The sequence below is a fragment of the Pseudoalteromonas sp. SA25 genome (genome assembly GCF_011378705.1).
GTDB classification, from domain to species: Bacteria; Pseudomonadota; Gammaproteobacteria; order Enterobacterales; family Alteromonadaceae; genus Pseudoalteromonas; species Pseudoalteromonas arctica.
This window is the reverse complement of the sequence record NZ_WTKV01000016.1, coordinates 1-16,310: the sequence shown is the minus strand read 5'-3', so window position 1 is coordinate 16,310 and position 16,310 is coordinate 1. Positions and strand designations below refer to the sequence as shown.

12 protein-coding genes are annotated in these 16,310 nt (G+C 38.9%); 5 read left to right on the top strand and 7 right to left on the bottom strand.

Annotation, left to right across the window (positions count from 1 at the left end; all coding sequences use genetic code 11):
• Nucleotides 1-7 precede the first annotated feature (7 nt).
• Complete coding sequence (locus GQR45_RS13680) at nucleotides 8-289, bottom strand: MliC family protein (protein ID WP_165726224.1); 282 nt, start codon at nucleotides 287-289, stop codon at nucleotides 8-10.
• A gap of 145 nt (nucleotides 290-434) precedes the next feature.
• Here GQR45_RS13680 and GQR45_RS13675 point away from each other — a divergent pair, with 145 nt between their 5' ends.
• A complete protein-coding gene (locus GQR45_RS13675) occupies nucleotides 435-1,340 on the top strand; it encodes a DUF808 domain-containing protein (RefSeq protein WP_024592606.1) in 906 nt (301 codons plus the stop codon).
• A 44-nt stretch (nucleotides 1,341-1,384) separates the two neighbouring features.
• Here the strand turns inward: GQR45_RS13675 and GQR45_RS13670 are convergent, their stop codons facing one another.
• From GQR45_RS13670 to GQR45_RS13660, 3 genes are all read right to left on the bottom strand, one after another.
• Nucleotides 1,385-2,326, bottom strand: coding sequence for a tetratricopeptide repeat protein (locus GQR45_RS13670; protein ID WP_024589662.1), 942 nt, complete (start codon nucleotides 2,324-2,326; stop codon nucleotides 1,385-1,387).
• A gap of 86 nt (nucleotides 2,327-2,412) precedes the next feature.
• Nucleotides 2,413-3,813 carry a M20/M25/M40 family metallo-hydrolase gene (locus tag GQR45_RS13665; protein WP_165726223.1) on the bottom strand — a complete coding sequence of 467 codons (1,401 nt, stop codon included), beginning with the start codon at nucleotides 3,811-3,813 and terminating at the stop codon, nucleotides 2,413-2,415.
• A gap of 181 nt (nucleotides 3,814-3,994) precedes the next feature.
• Nucleotides 3,995-6,073, bottom strand: a complete 2,079-nt coding sequence (locus GQR45_RS13660) for a TonB-dependent receptor (RefSeq protein ID WP_165726222.1) — start codon at nucleotides 6,071-6,073, stop codon at nucleotides 3,995-3,997.
• A gap of 191 nt (nucleotides 6,074-6,264) precedes the next feature.
• Between GQR45_RS13660 and dbpA the strand changes: the two genes are divergently transcribed.
• Nucleotides 6,265-7,653, top strand: coding sequence for an ATP-dependent RNA helicase DbpA (gene dbpA, locus GQR45_RS13655; RefSeq protein ID WP_007580581.1), 1,389 nt, complete (start codon nucleotides 6,265-6,267; stop codon nucleotides 7,651-7,653).
• 22 nt (nucleotides 7,654-7,675) lie between these two features.
• Here dbpA and GQR45_RS13650 read toward each other — a convergent pair whose 3' ends face one another.
• A complete protein-coding gene (locus tag GQR45_RS13650; RefSeq protein ID WP_165726221.1) occupies nucleotides 7,676-8,248 on the bottom strand; it encodes a DNA-J related domain-containing protein in 573 nt (190 codons plus the stop codon).
• Nucleotides 8,249-8,324: 76 nt separating this feature from the next.
• Here GQR45_RS13650 and GQR45_RS13645 point away from each other — a divergent pair, with 76 nt between their 5' ends.
• On the top strand, nucleotides 8,325-11,144 hold the full coding sequence (locus GQR45_RS13645) for an ATP-binding protein (RefSeq protein ID WP_165722716.1): 2,820 nt from the start codon (nucleotides 8,325-8,327) through the stop codon (nucleotides 11,142-11,144).
• A 63-nt stretch (nucleotides 11,145-11,207) separates the two neighbouring features.
• Here the strand turns inward: GQR45_RS13645 and rho are convergent, their stop codons facing one another.
• Together rho and trxA are read right to left on the bottom strand one after the other, a co-directional pair.
• The gene (gene rho, locus GQR45_RS13640) at nucleotides 11,208-12,467 is read right to left on the bottom strand and encodes a transcription termination factor Rho (protein WP_002960945.1); all 1,260 of its coding nucleotides are present in this window, start codon (nucleotides 12,465-12,467) and stop codon (nucleotides 11,208-11,210) included.
• Between the two features lie 185 nt (nucleotides 12,468-12,652).
• Nucleotides 12,653-12,979: a thioredoxin TrxA gene (gene trxA / locus GQR45_RS13635; RefSeq protein WP_002960942.1), complete on the bottom strand. Its 327-nt coding sequence runs from the start codon at nucleotides 12,977-12,979 to the stop codon at nucleotides 12,653-12,655.
• Nucleotides 12,980-13,070: 91 nt separating this feature from the next.
• Between trxA and rhlB the strand changes: the two genes are divergently transcribed.
• Entirely contained in the window at nucleotides 13,071-14,348 is a 1,278-nt protein-coding gene (gene rhlB, locus GQR45_RS13630; protein ID WP_002960940.1) for an ATP-dependent RNA helicase RhlB, read from the top strand.
• Nucleotides 14,349-14,391: 43 nt separating this feature from the next.
• Nucleotides 14,392-15,885 (top strand): guanosine-5'-triphosphate,3'-diphosphate diphosphatase, encoded by a 1,494-nt coding sequence (gppA, locus tag GQR45_RS13625; RefSeq protein WP_010555420.1) that lies wholly within the window; start codon nucleotides 14,392-14,394, stop codon nucleotides 15,883-15,885.
• The last annotated feature ends 425 nt before the right edge of the window (nucleotides 15,886-16,310 follow it).

The following is a 16,310-nucleotide window of genomic DNA, read 5'->3' as shown; positions in this document are numbered from 1 at the left end:
TTTTGTGTTAAACCTTGATGCACTGTCTTTTTTTACCAGCAATGATTAGCATGGCTTCATTTCCCTTACCCCAAAACAGTACCTCTTCACTTATATATTTATTCCCTGATGCACTTTTTTCGTGATTAAGTACATGCACTTTATTGTTAAAGATAAGTTCGGCTTCAGAATTATTAATGATATTGAGTTTTACGCTCTCATCATTGCATTGGTAAGCAGTACTGGTTTGTAAATCACTACATGCGGTTAAGCTTAGTAAAATAGCGATTAATGCTAAATATACTTTCATTTTTCCTCCCATCTTCTTTAAAAGTTAGTTAAAACACAGGGCAAAATTTTAATCTAATGTAAGAATAACAAAGCAAAATTAACCGTTGGTGAAAGTAGCGCTTTACGTTATGTTTATAGCAATATTTTTTGAGCTCGGAAGCTTTATGGCAGGCACTAACCTTTTAACGTTATTAGACGATATAACCACTTTACTTGATGACATTGCGACAATGAGTAAGGTAGCAACAAAAAAAACAGCGGGTGTATTAGGCGATGACTTAGCGCTCAATGCACAGCAGGTTACAGGTGTTGCAGCAGAGCGTGAATTACCGGTTGTTTGGGCTGTGGCAAAGGGCTCATTTTTAAATAAAGCGATACTCGTACCCGCTGCTTTATTAATAAGCGTATGGCTGCCTTGGTTAATAACACCGCTTTTAATGATGGGGGGTTTGTTTTTGTGTTTTGAGGGAGCTGAAAAAGTATTTGCTAAGTTTTTGCCTCATCACAATGAAGTGGTAGATGAAGATGAAAAATTAGATTTAGTTGAGTATGAAAAACAAAAAATAAAAGGGGCAATAAGAACCGACTTTATTCTTTCTGCCGAAATTATTGTTATTACTTTAGGCACTGTGGCAGGCGCTACATTACTTAACCAAGCTTTAGTGCTTTGTGTTATCGCAATTATAATGACGATTGGCGTTTATGGCTTAGTGGCCGGTATTGTAAAGCTGGATGATGCCGGGCTTTATTTACTCAACCAATCTAAAGTGTCAGCTAATAAATTTAAAGAGTTACTTGGTAAAGGCTTACTCGCAGCAGCGCCTAGGTTGATGCAGTTTTTAGCATTTGCGGGCACCATTGCAATGTTTTTAGTAGGCGGCGGGATTTTAGTGCATGGTGTTGAGTTACTGCATCATACTCAAGTGGATGTAACAAGCTATGCTCAGTCTGTTGCTGGCGGCACAGGAGAAGTATTAGCGCCTCTCTTGTTTGATGGTTTGCTAGGTGTTATTGCCGGCTTAGTTGTTGTGCTTATACATGTAAGTTATACAAAGTTATTTAAAAAATAGTTTATAGCTGGCGTACTTGTTGCGCCAGCTATATTTAAATTCACTCATTCACAGTTAGCTATTTTACAAAGCGATTCTAATTCAAATTGTGCTTTAGTATTTTTTTGCTCAATGGCCTTTTTATACCAATAAATAGCCTGTTGATAATTTTGAGCTATTCCCTGACCATCACGATACATTTGCGCTAAATTTAATTGCCCCCATTGAGAACCCGCTTCAGCAGCTAGCTTAAAGCTATTAAATGCTTCAAAAAACAACTTATCTTTAAAATAAATAATGCCTTGTTGATTGTTTTTATCGAGTTTTAAACCTTTATATAGTGGCTTAGGTTTGGGAGGAAACATCACAAACCCGCCATAAAGGCTGTTGGCATAAGGTCGCAGCACGTCATAAATAGCTTCGTCTTTATACAAACGCTTTACTTCATCACGAGGGAGGGTGATTGTTTTAGTGGAGAAGTAATTGTCTTGAATTAGTTGGCTGGTACGCATTGCCAAGGTAATACTATTATTACGTTTATAGCTGTAGTTGCTTATCTGAAAGGTAATAAACTGCTTATCAAAACTTAAAACTTGAGCAATTCTTAAATTGGTTAGGGTCCAGGGTTCGTGTGTAAATTTGTCGGCGTGTACTAAGTAGGTGTCATATATTTTAGGTGTATTCAAATAGCTTTGCTTTTGAGTCTCGGTATCAAGGTGTTGTTGATAAAAAAACGAAACAATCCAAAGCAATAAAAATACGCCAATAAAGTATTTAGGTAGGCTTAGTTTTTCTATTAACGGTAGTTGCGGTATTTTAACAGGTTCGCTTTTTCCGCATTGATAGCACTCGCGTTTATAGCTTAATTTTAAGGCAAGCATAGGTAAAATGCTAAATCGTAAATAGCGGCTTTTATTTACTAAATGGTAGGCGTCGCTTTGGCAGTGAGGGCAGCGTGTTATTTGTGCAAAATGTGGAAATGATTCACTCGTGTTGAAAAGTAACATAAAGCACGCTCCTTGTTTAATTACCTAAAGGTAAAACAAGAAGCGTGTTAGTTAAAGCTACAAACTGTAAGTAAGTATGTCTGTTATTACTTATTTTGAGCTTTAGGCTTGATAGTGGTTTTTGCATCGGCAGCCATTAGAGCAAATACAGCGTATGCAGCGGTATTTTGACGAAGCTTAGCAGGTGTTACTTTATCAAGCGTATCGTCAGCTGTATGGTGATAATCAAAGTAATCTGTTCCATCTTGAGCAAGTTCAAAAATAGGCGCTGACGTTGCTGCTTTAAGTGGAATTAGATCGGGGCCACCATTCGCTTGGTTTTTACCAATGTGCTCAATATTTAACGGCGCAAGTTCTTTTGCTATAGCGCGAACTACAGGAAGTGACTCTGCGCTTACGTTCGATTCAAAAGCATATACAACATCGGCGCCAAAATCAGACTCAGCGGCTGCAACAATATTGCTTAGCTCGTTTTTATGCTCTGCAAAATAAGCTTTTGCACCCCAAAGACCTAGCTCTTCAGCTGCAAAAAGTACCACACGAATACTGCGCTTAGGGCGTTTTACATCGCTAATATGTTTAGCGGCTGCCATTGTTAGTGCAACGCCTGCGCCGTCATCTAATGCGCCAGTCCCTAAGTCCCAAGAATCTAAATGCCCCCCAATTAATACATATTGCTCAGGGTTTTCGGTACCATTAAATTGGCCAATAACGTTATAACCAGTGCCTTCACCAAGGCTTTCGGTTTGCACATTAATATTTACCGACACTTCTTTATTTAAAGCAACTAAGCGTGCTATTTGATCTGCATCTGGGTTAGCAATTGTTACGTTAGGTATTTTTGTAACACCTTCTTTGTAGTAACTACCGCCAGTGTGTGCAAAGCGATGATGACCGGTACTAACCGAGCGCATCATGTAGGCAACAGCGCCTTTTTTAGATGCTTCTATAGCGCCTGTACCGCGTGCTTTTACAGCAGGTCCGTAACCATTCCCGTCTATATCGCGGTTCATACGGTAATTAATATACGCAATTTTACCTTTTAAACTGTTTGCCGGTGCGGCTTTTAATTCATCAAGTGTTTCGAATAATACAACCGGCGCTGTAATCCCATCTTTTGGCGTGCTTATACTGTTACCTAATGCAGTTAAGTGCAGTGGTTGCTCGCTTGGTGTTAGTATTTTTCCGCTTTCGCTATAACGACGCCATTCAGGAAACGTGGCTTTTTCTAGCCAAACTTTATCAAAGCCCAGTTCATTAAATTTGGCTTGAGCCCATGCCACTGCTTTTTTATCGTTTTCAGTGCCGGGTAAGCGAGGACCAACTTCAGTTGTTAATGACTCTAGCAATTTATAGCTTAAATCACTATTTAGTGCAGAGGTGCGCACTTCGTCTACTTGTTGTAATTGCTTTTGGGTAAATTCGGCGCTGTTAGCGTTTGCAGCCATACTGCTAGTAAGCAGCAGTGCGGTAATTAATTTTTTCATTTTGGTAGGCCTTTTTAATAATTAGCGCTATTAGAGCATGTAACAAACATGATAAAAAATAGATGAGATGAATAGGCTTTGTAATAGGTTTAATGCTGTTAGGTATAAACGTTTAGATATAAAAAAAGCCCGCGTAAATGTACGCGGGCTATATTTTAACACTGTTATTTAAGGCATTTATTTAAAAGCTAAATTGCGCTGCTAAACGAAGATTTGTACCCTCGCCAACAGTTACATTACTAGTGCCGCCACCACCTAAATAGCTTTTATCAAATAAGTTTTCGATGTTAAGGCGTAAGTTAATATCGGTATTACTTAAGTTAAACTTATAAGTGGCACCTACATCAACACGCGTATATGCATCTTTAGTAATTGTATTGTTGCTATCGGCAAAGCGCTCACCTTCGTAAAATGCACCAGCATTAAGTGCAATGGCGTCATTTAATTCATAACGCGTCCAAAGTGATGCCGACCATTTTGGTGCATCGGTAGGGCGTTTACCTTCCAATACTTCATCGCGTTCAAAGTTAGCATCTAGATACATAGTTGATGCCATAACAAATAAGCGGTCAGTAGCGGCACCTTGTGCGCTTACTTCAACACCTTTGTGGCGTTGTTCACCCACTTGGTTTGTTTCACTTGTGAATGAGCCAATAGGCGTCTCAAGTTGTTCGCTAACAAGAGTACCTTCTTTGCTAATATCAAAAATAGCACTGGTAAGCATTAGGCGGTCATCAAATAACTGCCATTTAATACCAATCTCTCTTTGCTTAGATGTAACAGCATCTAATTTCATGCCGTTATTTACATCTGTTTCATCAATCAGTGTTTCACTACCTTGAGGCTCAAAACCTTCTGAGTAACTAGCGTATATAGTTGCAGAAGCATTTGGGTGATAAAGCACACCTACTTTTGGTACAAATGACTCGTTATCATTTCCTGTGCTATTTTGTTTGTCGTAACGACCACCCAATGATAGTTGCCACTCAGGCGAGAACGAAATTAAGTCTTGAACGTAAATTCCGTAGTAGTCGTATTCAGTTTCGCTTACTGTATCATCTGTTTTATAGCTTACTGATGGACGAGGTGGCTCTGTCTGTCCTGCAGAAAAATCAAAATAGTCGGCAGAGGTGCGGCGCTGTCCGTAGTAATAATCAAGCGAGTTTGCGCCAATTAAAAATTGGTGCTGTAAGCTACCTGTTTTAAATTCACCAATAAAATCAATAAATGCAGTTTTAAATTGCCAATCGTCAAAGCGATCATAAGGGCGAGATTCATAACTATCGCCTTCAGCAAAGCCACCTGGCATACGCGGTGCTGACTCAAAGCGTTGGCGTTCAAATGTTTGTTCGTTATAGCCAAGCTTTACTTGCCAGTTATCGGTTAAAAATACTTCTAGGTCTACGCCTAGGTTTTCTACGGTTATATCGGTAAACGCCCAAGACATATCACGGATTGTTTTATCATCACCAATTACATTGGCATTGTCGTCTATCCATGCACCAGTATCTAAACCTGCTTCGTCGTCTGTGCGGTCGTAATGCACACGTACTAATGCGTTGTCGCTAATATCGTAATCTACAACTAAAGCACCTAAAAAACGGTCACGCTCGCGGTTTTCACCGTTTTGGTATTCACGCCAGTAATCAACATCTTGTTTAACTAAAATACCACGAGCACGTAAATCTTCAGATTCAGTCAAGGCACCAGCAGCATCAACCATAAAGCGCGTTGAGCCATGTTGGTCTACATCGGCACTGGCATTAAATAATGTTTGTGCTGTAGGCTTTTTAGTAACCATGTTCACCAAGCCACCCGGACCTGATTGACCATATAAAATGCTCGATGGGCCTTTAATTACTTCAACTTGTTGTAAAATTTCGATTGGTTGTTGGTAGTGCGACCAATGCTGATGCCCATCACGTAAATAACCTGTTGATGAGCTTAGCTCAAACCCACGTAAGTTAAATACCTCACGATTTCGTTGTTGTGAGCCTGCAGTTAAGCTTGCGTCATTTGTGAGTACTTCGCCAAGGGTAGTGGCAAGTTGCTCACTAATAATAGTGTCGGTTATTACGGTTACAGATTGTGCGGTTTCAAGTAATGAAGCTGATGTTCTCATTGCGCCATTAGCGTTATCTACTTTGTAATCGTTAAAGTAGCTACCTTTTACTTCTATACGCTCAAGGTCAGTAGTGTTTGCGTATGTGTTTGTTGTAATGCTTGCTAATAGTGCTATGTAAAGAGAATTCAGTTTCATTGTTTGCTTCCAGCAGTGATATGTAAAAAACAATCGCGATCTTAATGCAAACTACTATCATTTTCAACATCTTTTGTTAACGTGCTTTATTATGTGTTTGTTAATGGTTGCTAATTACGAATTCTGCTATTATTAGCAGCATATTTAGTGGGGCTTTCCCCCACGTTATTTTTATTGCTATGGAACTTACTGTGACTTCAACTGCTTTTTCATCTTTGGCTTTACCAGCTGGACTCGTTGATAATTTATCAACACTTGGTTATGCGCATATGACACCTGTACAAGCGCAAAGTTTACCGCCTGTACTTGCTGGTAAAGACATCATTGCTCAGGCAAAAACCGGTTCAGGTAAAACTGCTGCGTTTAGCTTGGGTGTGTTAGCTAAATTAAACGTAAAACGCTTTCGTATTCAATCTTTAGTCTTGTGTCCTACTCGTGAGCTTGCCGAGCAGGTTGCGGTTGAAATGCGTAAATTAGCGCGCGGTATCCATAACATTAAAATATTAACGTTATGTGGCGGTGTATCAATTGGCCCACAAATAGGCTCGCTTGAACATGGCGCCCATATTATTGTTGGCACACCTGGGCGTGTTGATGACCATATTCGTAAAGGTACTTTACGTTTAGATGATGTTGAAACATTGGTACTTGATGAAGCCGATCAAATGCTTGATATGGGTTTTCAAGATACACTTGATGCAATTATTGAGCGCATTCCACAAAATCGTCAAACATTGTTATTTAGTGCAACATTCCCAAGAGCTATTGAAGCAATTGCTAAGCGTGTACTTAAAAATCCAGAAATGGTTAAAGTAGAAGAAGAGCAAGCCAAAAGCACAATTAAGCAGTACTTCTACAAAATGGATAATAATAAGCAGCGCTATCCAACGCTAAAATTATTATTACTTAAATTTACACCACAAAGCTGTGTTGTGTTTTGTAATACTAAAGTAGAAACACAACAAGTGTGTGACGATTTAGCTGATGAAGGCTTTAGTGCTGTTTCGCTACACGGTGATTTAGAACAGCGCGATCGTGAACGTACGTTAATTCACTTTTCAAATAAAAGTGCTTCAATACTTGTTGCAACCGATGTTGCTGCACGTGGTTTAGATATTGACGACATGGATATGGTGATTAACTACCATTTAGCACATGACACGCAAACACATGTGCATCGTGTTGGTCGTACAGGTCGCGCTGGTAAAAAGGGCATTGCATGTTCTATTTACGGTGAAGCAGAAGCGTTTAAAATTGCTCAAATAGGCGAACATTACGAACGTGATATTACTCCAGAGCAAATGCCACCATTTAATTTATTAGACAAGCCACCGTACCGCCCTGAAATGGTTACTTTGATGATTGATTCAGGTAAAAAACAAAAAGTACGTGCAGGTGATATTTTAGGTGCTTTAACGGGTAAAGATGGGGTTGCAGGTCGTCAGGTGGGTAAAATTAACGTACTTGATAACGTAGCGTTTGTTGCTGTTGAGCGTAACTCATTAAAACCTGCGCTTCGTAAATTAACCGAAGGCAATATTAAAGGGCGTAAAATACGCGCACGTCGCCTTACTCGTTAATTTAAACTTCTAAATTAATAGATTAACGAGCAGCTACCTTTAGTTGCTCGTATTGTGTTTGTATTTTTTTAAACTCAACTTCACAGCCATTTGGTTTATCTGGGTGCACTTGTAATGCAAGTTGCCTCCAGCGCTTTTGAACATTTTTAAGAGTGAAATTTTTAGGTAACTTCCATTCTAAAGCCAATGCTTTAAATTCATTTTCATTTAAAGCTTGTTGTGGTGATGTCGTTTTAAACTGACGCCAAAAGCTATTTAAAAGCTCATCAATCTGCTCTTCACTGGTATCGTAATTATGCCAATCTAAATAATAATCTCGCAAATTTTCGCTTGTTGTTACTAAACTATTATCTCCTTTTTCTAAAAGCTCGATATGCAGAGCTGAAATGAGTAAACTCTGAGGGCGTAATTGTGCCTGCAGTTGGTACAGTGCATTCATGATTAAAAAGTTACGTTTAAATAAATCACGTTCAGGACTTTTATCGAGAGTGGTCATAGCGCTGCGGTTTGTCAGTTCTGCTGCTAAAGTATGAACTTGCCAAACCTGCTTTGTTAGTATTAGCTCAAAAATCTCATCAATCAGTGGGTTAAGCATTGTTTAGGCCCTAGTAATTGGTGTATCTTCAATAAAGATTACACTGATATAAGTAACGGTTTGAAGGATTAAAATTATGCTGGGCAAGTTAAAATGCCTCTTATTTACTATATGCTGTGTACTAATAGCTCCTAGCTATGCCCAAAATAATGATTCGTTATTTGAGCAATTCAAAAACGAAGTGCAGTGGGAGCCTAAATTACAATTAGCAAACATGCTACTTGCTAATAAAAATGCCTCCAAAAAGGAGCGTGTCGCTGTTTATTCGGCATTGGGTAATACTGCGTTATCGGTTGATAATTTTAAAGACTCATTACATTACTTTAAATTACTCGAACAACATACTTCGGATACTTTCTTCCCTGATGAGCACTTTCGTGCAATTAAAATGCAAGGTGTTGTACTTTTTTATCAAGGCTTATTTCAAAAAGCGATTATTGAATATACCCGTACCCTAGCATTAGCAGAAAAGAATAAGCAATTACTAGAGCAGGCAAACTTATTAAATAATATTGGTTTGGCCTATTTTAATATGAATAAGCTAGGCGATACCCTAGAGTTTTATTTAAAAGCAAAAGCTATCTACGAGGCGTACGGCAGTGAGCAAGATAAAACCGATATACTACTTAATATAGCAGGCGTTTATATACGCTTATCACGCTACGATAGTGCGTTTGGTCTTTATCAAGATGTACTTAAGGTTTATCAACGATTAGATGATAAAAGCGGTATTGCGCAGGTATATAACAATATGGGTGTTGCCCATATGGAGAGTAATCAATTTGACTTAGCACTGCATTATTATCAGCTAGCGCTGCGCTATTATATTTCAGCTAATGATTACAATAAGTTATCTACACAATATACAAATTTAGCTAACACTAATTTAGTATTAAAAAAAGTGGATGAAGCGTACGAGCAAGCTAAATTAGGTGAGTACTACGCCCTTAAAATAGATAATCATAATTTAGAGCTTAATGCGCTACATGCGCTGGCTAAAATTCAGTTTGTTAAGGGTAACTTAGAAGAGGCGCAAATAAATTTAGATAGAGCTATTTTACTTGCTCATGAATATGGTAGTGAGCGAATAATTAGAGAGAGCTTAGGGGCCAAAGCACTTCTTGAAGCCAGTAAAGGCGATTATTCAAGCGCAATGGCTTTGCAACAAAAATATATTAGTGAGTTGCGAAAGCTCAGAAGTACGGCAATTATAAATGCACTAGCGGTACTTCAGCATCAATTTAAAGCAACGCAATTAAACCAAGAGATAGAAAAACTTAAGCAAGATCGCCGTGTGCAAGAGCTAAAAATGTCGCAGCGTTCTCAGCTTACTTTATTCTCTTTTTTACTATTACTTTTAGTTGTCGTAACTGGTATTGCGCTTTATCGCCGTGGTGCAGAAAAACGCGCTAAGCAGCAGTTAACAGAACAAGTTACGCAACGTACCGCAGAGTTGCAGGCAATTGCACAAGAGCTGAGAGAAGCCAACGATGTTAAAAGCCAGTTTTTGGCTAATATTAGTCACGAAATTCGCACTCCACTAACGGCTATTTTAGGGCAAACAGATGCTTTGATTAATGAATTATATGAGCCTGAGTCACTTAAAGATGAATTAAGAGTAATTCAGCGTCACAGTGACCATTTAAAAAGCTTAATAAATGATGTACTTGATTTAAGTAAAATTGAAGCCAATAGATTAGAGTTAAATATTTCGTGCTTTGATATTGTAGAGCTCGTAAATGATGTGCACGCAATGTTTATCACCCAAGCAAAAGCAAAAAATCTACATCTTATTTTAGACAATCAAGTGGGTAATGAGTTTTACACTAAGCTGGATTTAATACGCGTAAAGCAGATTCTTATAAACTTATGTGCAAATGCTATTAAGTTTACTCATTCTGGGCAGATCATTATTGCATTAAATAAGAGTGAGCAAGGACTAGTTATTATTGTAAAAGATACCGGTATTGGTATGAGCTCTAAACAGTTAAAGCTTATTTTTGAATGCTTTAGCCAAGCTGATAACAGCATTAGCCGTCGCTTTGGTGGTACAGGGTTAGGCCTTAGCTTATCGCAACAATTAGCTGCGATGATGGGTGGTTATATCAGCGTACAAAGCGAATACAAAAAGGGCAGTCAGTTTTCGTTCTTTTTACCGTGCGCAGAAGTAAATAAATCGCAAAGCATGATTGAAACTCAAAGTGCTCCTAAGGCAAATAAGCAATTGGCAGGTCGTGTCGTACTTGCGGAAGATCATCCTGATAATCGTAGGTTAATAAGTCGTTATTTACGCTCAATGGGACTCGAGGTTATTGCTGTTGAAAATGGTGAGCAAGCGGTAGAGCAGTGCTTAAAAGAATATCCAGATTTGGTATTGCTCGATATTCAAATGCCAGTGATGGATGGGCGTTCTGCTTTTCAGCTATTAAAACAATGTGGTTTTGAGCGACCTATTTTTGCTTTAACAGCAAATGCTATGAGTCATGAAGTGGATGGTTATTTAGAGTTAGGGTTTACTGGTTACTTAGGTAAACCGATAGACAAAGAGTCATTTTATAAAGCGCTTTCTAGTCACCTACATAATGCAGAAGATCAGCCAATTACAAAGCAAAATGAAGTTGATATGAGCGATCTTGTGATTAGTTTCAAGCAGAGCTTTGCTTTGGAGAGTGAAACGATTACGCAGCATTTTATAAGCGAAGATTTAGATGCGCTACAAAAAGATAGCCATCGCATTTTAGGGGCTGCACAAATGTTTGGTTTAGATGAAATTGCGCAATCGGCTAAAAATTTAGACAGAGCACTTCTACGCAGAAGCAAAAAAAGCAGTGCAAATGACTTTAAAGCGCTCGTTGATACGCTGCAGGGTGTACTTAAAAAGTATAATGAAAGTTAAACTGTATTTAATCCAGACACAAAAAAAGCGCCTAAGGCGCTTTTTTATTCAATTAAAACGCTTTTATTGGCGTCTCATCGAATCAAAAAATTCATCATTGGTTTTGCTCATCGATAGTTTATCGATTAAGAATTCCATTGCATCAATTTCTGACATGTCATGAACAATTTTACGTAAAATCCAAAGCTTTTGAAGTTCATCTGGTTTTGTTAGTAATTCTTCACGACGAGTACCTGAGCGGTTAAAGTCGATAGCTGGGAATACACGTCTTTCCGCAATTTTACGGTTAAGGTGAAGTTCCATGTTACCAGTACCTTTAAACTCTTCGTAGATAACTTCATCCATTTTAGAGCCAGTATCGATAAGAGCTGTAGCTATGATTGTTAAGCTACCACCTTCCTCAACGTTACGTGCAGCACCAAAGAAGCGCTTAGGTTTATGTAGTGCGTTAGCGTCAACACCACCAGTAAGTACTTTACCTGATGAAGGAATAACGGTGTTATAAGCACGTGCTAAACGAGTGATTGAATCCAATAAGATAACAACATCTTTTTTATGTTCAACTAGGCGTTTTGCTTTTTCGATAACCATTTCGGCAACTTGTACGTGACGAGAAGCTGGTTCATCGAACGTTGATGCAATAACTTCACCTTTAACTAGGCGTTGCATCTCTGTTACTTCTTCCGGACGTTCATCAATAAGTAAAACCATTAATGTTACATCAGGATGGTTGTGCGTAATTGATTGTGCAATATTTTGAAGTAGCATTGTTTTACCCGCTTTTGGCGGAGCTACTAACAAACCACGTTGGCCGCGGCCAATAGGAGATGCTAAATCAAGTACACGGGCTGTAATATCTTCTTTACTGCCGTTACCACGTTCCATGCGAAAACGTTCGTTTGCATGTAATGGAGTAAGGTTTTCAAAAAGAATTTTAGTTCGAGAGTTTTCAGGTTTATCAAAGTTAACTTCATTTACTTTAAGTAAAGCAAAGTAACGTTCACCGTCTTTAGGTGGACGAATAAGACCTGAAATTGAATCGCCAGTACGCATGCTGAAACGGCGAATTTGGCTAGGTGAAACATAAATGTCATCTGGGCCAGCTAAGTAAGAGGCTTCTGATGATCTTAAGAAGCCGAAACCATCTTGTAAAATCTCTAATACACCGCCGCCGAAGATATTCTCTCCGCCTTTGGCATGGGATTTAAGAATGGCAAAAATGATATCTTGCTTTCTTAAGCGGGCTACGTTTTCGAGCCCCATGGACTCAGCTAAGTCTACAAGCTCTTTAATGGACTTGTCTTTTAATTCGCGTAAATGCATATTGGTGGGTTCTTTATTACAGTTGTCATACTCAAAATCGCTTTGATCGTTGAGTGAGGTTTGTTGAATATAACTAAGGATTAGTTGGCTTTATAAACTAGCAGTTCACTGGCAAAGCGTCCAGTCTTTATACAAAATAAATTTAAAAAAGGGCAAAAAGCCCTTTTTATTGTTCTAGCTTACAGTTAGATGTTGTTTTCTAAAAACTCAATAAGTTGAGTTTTTGAAAGAGCACCTACTTTCGTTGCAGCTACTTGACCATCTTTAAAAAGAAGTAAAGTAGGGATACCACGAATACCAAATTTTGGCGGTGTGCCAGCATTTTGGTCAATGTTTAATTTAGCAACAGTCACACGGCTGTCGTATTCATCAGCAACTTCGTGAAGAATAGGGGCGATCATTTTACAAGGTCCACACCATTCAGCCCAGAAATCTACTAGTACTGGTTTGTCAGATTGTAATACGTCAGCTTCAAAGCTATCGTCAGTAATTTGGATTATTTTCTCGCTCATTGCGCTCTCCGATTTAGTTAGGCGAAATATTTAGTGCGTATTTAAACACTCTTGTTTCTTATTGCAAGTTTAAACGTTATGCTTAAACGCTATGACTAAGACACATTTAACCGATAAAAAGTTTTCAGACTTTGCTATCGCACCGGAAGTGGTTGCCGGTTTAACCGAGAATGGGTTTGAATATTGCACACCTATTCAAGCAAAATGCCTACCTTTTATTTGTGATGGACGCGATATCGCGGGCCAAGCTCAAACAGGTACAGGCAAAACGTTGGCGTTTCTAACTGCCACGTGCCATCGGTTATTACAATCTAGCAAAGCACCTAGTAAACATCCAAGAGCCCTGATCATGGCCCCTACTCGGGAGCTTGCGATTCAGATACACAAAGATGCTAAAATTTTAGCGCCGCACTGTAATCTTAACTTAGGTTTAGTATATGGTGGCGAAGATTACGAAAAACAACGTGCACAACTAGAAAAAGGCGTTGATATTTTAATTGGTACTACAGGTCGTCTAATTGATCTGTATAAGCAAGGCTGTTACACCCTCAATGAAATTGAGGTAGTCGTGCTTGACGAAGCTGATCGTATGTTCGATTTAGGTTTTATCAAAGATATTCGCTATATGTTCGATCGTATGCCAGATACATCAAAGCGTTTAAACTTATTATTTTCTGCCACATTATCGTATCGCGTACAAGAATTAGCTTTTGAGCACATGACAAACCCAGAACATGTTCAAATTGAACCTGACGTTAAAACGGGTAAACGTATTCAAGAAGAGCTATTTCATCCTTCGCAAGAAGATAAAATTAAGCTGTTGTTAACCTTAATTGAAGAAGAATGGCCAGAGAAAGCAATCGTGTTTGCAAATACCAAGCACAGTTGTGAAACAGTATATGCTTGGCTTAAGTCAGACGGTCATCGTGTAGGTATGCTTACTGGTGATGTTAACCAGAAAAAACGCCAAACTATATTAGCGCAGTTTAGCAAAGGCGACTTAGACTTTTTAGTTGCGACTGATGTTGCAGCGCGTGGTCTTCATATTCCAGAAGTAAGTCATGTATTTAACTTTGATTTACCTGACGATTGTGAAGATTATGTTCACCGTATTGGCCGTACTGGCCGCGCTGGTGCATCAGGCCACGCAATTAGTTTTGCATGTGAGCAATATGCATATAACCTGCATGAAATTGAAGAATATATAGAGCACAGCATTCCTTTATCACATTATGATAAAACAGCATTGCTAGATGATTTAACTCAGCCTATTATTCAAAGAAAGCGCAACTATTCAACAGGTCCACGTAACCGTAGTAATAACAGCGGACGTCGCCCAAATAATAGTTACCAAAAAGGACGGTCGTAAACGACCGTTTGTATAAGTAGTAGTAACTAGAGGTTTTTGAACGGTGGGGCAACTTAAACCGCAAAAAAATGTGTACGCAGTTATTGATTTGGGCTCAAATAGCTTTCATATGCTTATAGCCAAATCAATTGCTGGCGGTCTACAAACAATTGGACGTGTTAAACGCAAAGTCCGATTAGCCGCAGGGCTTGATAAAGATAACGTATTGAGCACTGAAGCAATGCAGCGAGGCTGGGAATGCCTTGCCCTTTTTGCTGAGCGTCTACAAGATATCCCAGATAAAAACATCACCATAGTAGCAACAGCCACCTTACGGCTAGCCACTAACGCCGAAGTATTCAAAAATCATGCAGAAAAGATTCTTGGCCATAACATTAATGTTATTAGCGGAGAATTAGAAGCGCGTACAATTTATAAAGGTGTTGCTCATACTTCATCTTGTACTGGCAAACAGCTTGTTATTGATATTGGTGGTGCAAGTACCGAAGTTGTAATTGGTAAAGCATTTGATGCCTTACATTACAAAAGCCTCAATATGGGGTGTGTTACCTATCTTGAACGCTATTTCAAAGACTGCCAATTAAGTAAGAGTAACTTTAACGCAGCCATAAAAGCAGCTCGTACAGTCATTGATGAAATTTCTCCAGAATATAAAACAGCGGGATGGCAAATTGCATCTGGTGCTTCTGGCACAGTGCAAGCAATTCAAGAAATTATGGTCGCTCAAAATCTTGACGATTTACTTACGCTTGAAAAGCTCAACACTATAAAAGAGCAAGCAATTGCATTCAGCACTATTGCAGCGCTAGACCTTCCTGGATTAAGTGAAGACCGTCGACTGGTATTTGTATCAGGGCTCGCAATCTTAATCGCACTATTTGAATCTCTTGAAATAGAAAAAATGGGATTGGCGGGTGGAGCACTGCGTGAAGGCGTTTTATATAGCATGGTTCCGGAGTTTCATAATAACGACATTCGTAAACGCACAGTTGATGGGTTTATGAGTCGTTATCACGTTGATCAAAAACAAGCGTGTCGAGTTTCAAGCTTGGCTATGCAGTTAGCGGTAAGTATTGATAAAGATTGGCCAATTGAAAGTTTAAATGGGTTACCACTATTAAAAGCGGTAGCTCAGCTTCATGAGATTGGATTACTAATAGAATATAAGCAGTACCATAAACACACCGCTTATATTTTGGAAAATACTGATATGCCTGGTTTTTCACAGTCAGAGCATAAATTAATAGTAGCGGTAGCGGATGCGCATCGTTCTGATTTTCCAAAAGGCTGTTTTAATTCACTCGGCGTAAATAGTCTATTAGCGCAATATATAGTGAGATTACTACGAATAGCAGTCATCTTATCAATGCGCAGACAAGATGACGTACTGCCTAAGTTTAAGTTAACTGCTAAAAATGAAGTGTTAGACCTTAAGTTTGAAAGTAACTGGTTAAAAGATCATCCATTAATGGCCAGCGAGCTACAACAAGAGTCTAAACAGCAAGGTAAACTTGGGTGGAAGCTCATAGTAAACTAATTAAAAAGGCCCATCAGGGCCTTTTTAGTGTTTAAAGTAACCATTTCGATGCAAATATGTGCGAACAGCACATTATTTCAAGTTTTCTTCAAAAAAGGGTTGATCTGTTTTCGGATCTCCCTATAATGCGACCCCACTGAGACAGGAAACGCCAACGCATAGCGAGGCACGAACTACTCAGAGAGTTAAGTAAAACTTCGGTTTTAAATCTTCTAAAAAGAAAGTTTAAAACTAAGTGTTGACTCGAAAAATAAAGGGTGTATTATTCGCATCCCTTGAGACGCTAAAGCGACTCAAAACGTTCTTTAACAATATAAAGCAATCATCTGTGTGGGCACTCGTACAGATTGAGTTCTAACAGCCAACCTACTTAGGTAGCGAGGCAAACAAATTAGAGTCTCAATTGAAAACTGAGTGACCAACAG

Bases quoted from the DNA above. Each gene is read 5' to 3' on its own strand.
- rhlB (WP_002960940.1), top strand. From the start codon at position 13,071: ATGACTAAGACACATTTAACCGATAAAAAGTTTTCAGACTTTGCTATC.
- GQR45_RS13675 (WP_024592606.1), top strand. From the start codon at position 435: ATGGCAGGCACTAACCTTTTAACGTTATTAGACGATATAACCACTTTA.
- trxA (WP_002960942.1), bottom strand. From the start codon at position 12,979: ATGAGCGAGAAAATAATCCAAATTACTGACGATAGCTTTGAAGCTGAC.
- GQR45_RS13650 (WP_165726221.1), bottom strand. From the start codon at position 8,248: ATGCTTAACCCACTGATTGATGAGATTTTTGAGCTAATACTAACAAAG.
- GQR45_RS13645 (WP_165722716.1), top strand. From the start codon at position 8,325: ATGCTGGGCAAGTTAAAATGCCTCTTATTTACTATATGCTGTGTACTA.
- GQR45_RS13670 (WP_024589662.1), bottom strand. From the start codon at position 2,326: ATGTTACTTTTCAACACGAGTGAATCATTTCCACATTTTGCACAAATA.
- GQR45_RS13665 (WP_165726223.1), bottom strand. From the start codon at position 3,813: ATGAAAAAATTAATTACCGCACTGCTGCTTACTAGCAGTATGGCTGCA.
- GQR45_RS13680 (WP_165726224.1), bottom strand. From the start codon at position 289: ATGAAAGTATATTTAGCATTAATCGCTATTTTACTAAGCTTAACCGCA.
- GQR45_RS13660 (WP_165726222.1), bottom strand. From the start codon at position 6,073: ATGAAACTGAATTCTCTTTACATAGCACTATTAGCAAGCATTACAACA.
- rho (WP_002960945.1), bottom strand. From the start codon at position 12,467: ATGCATTTACGCGAATTAAAAGACAAGTCCATTAAAGAGCTTGTAGAC.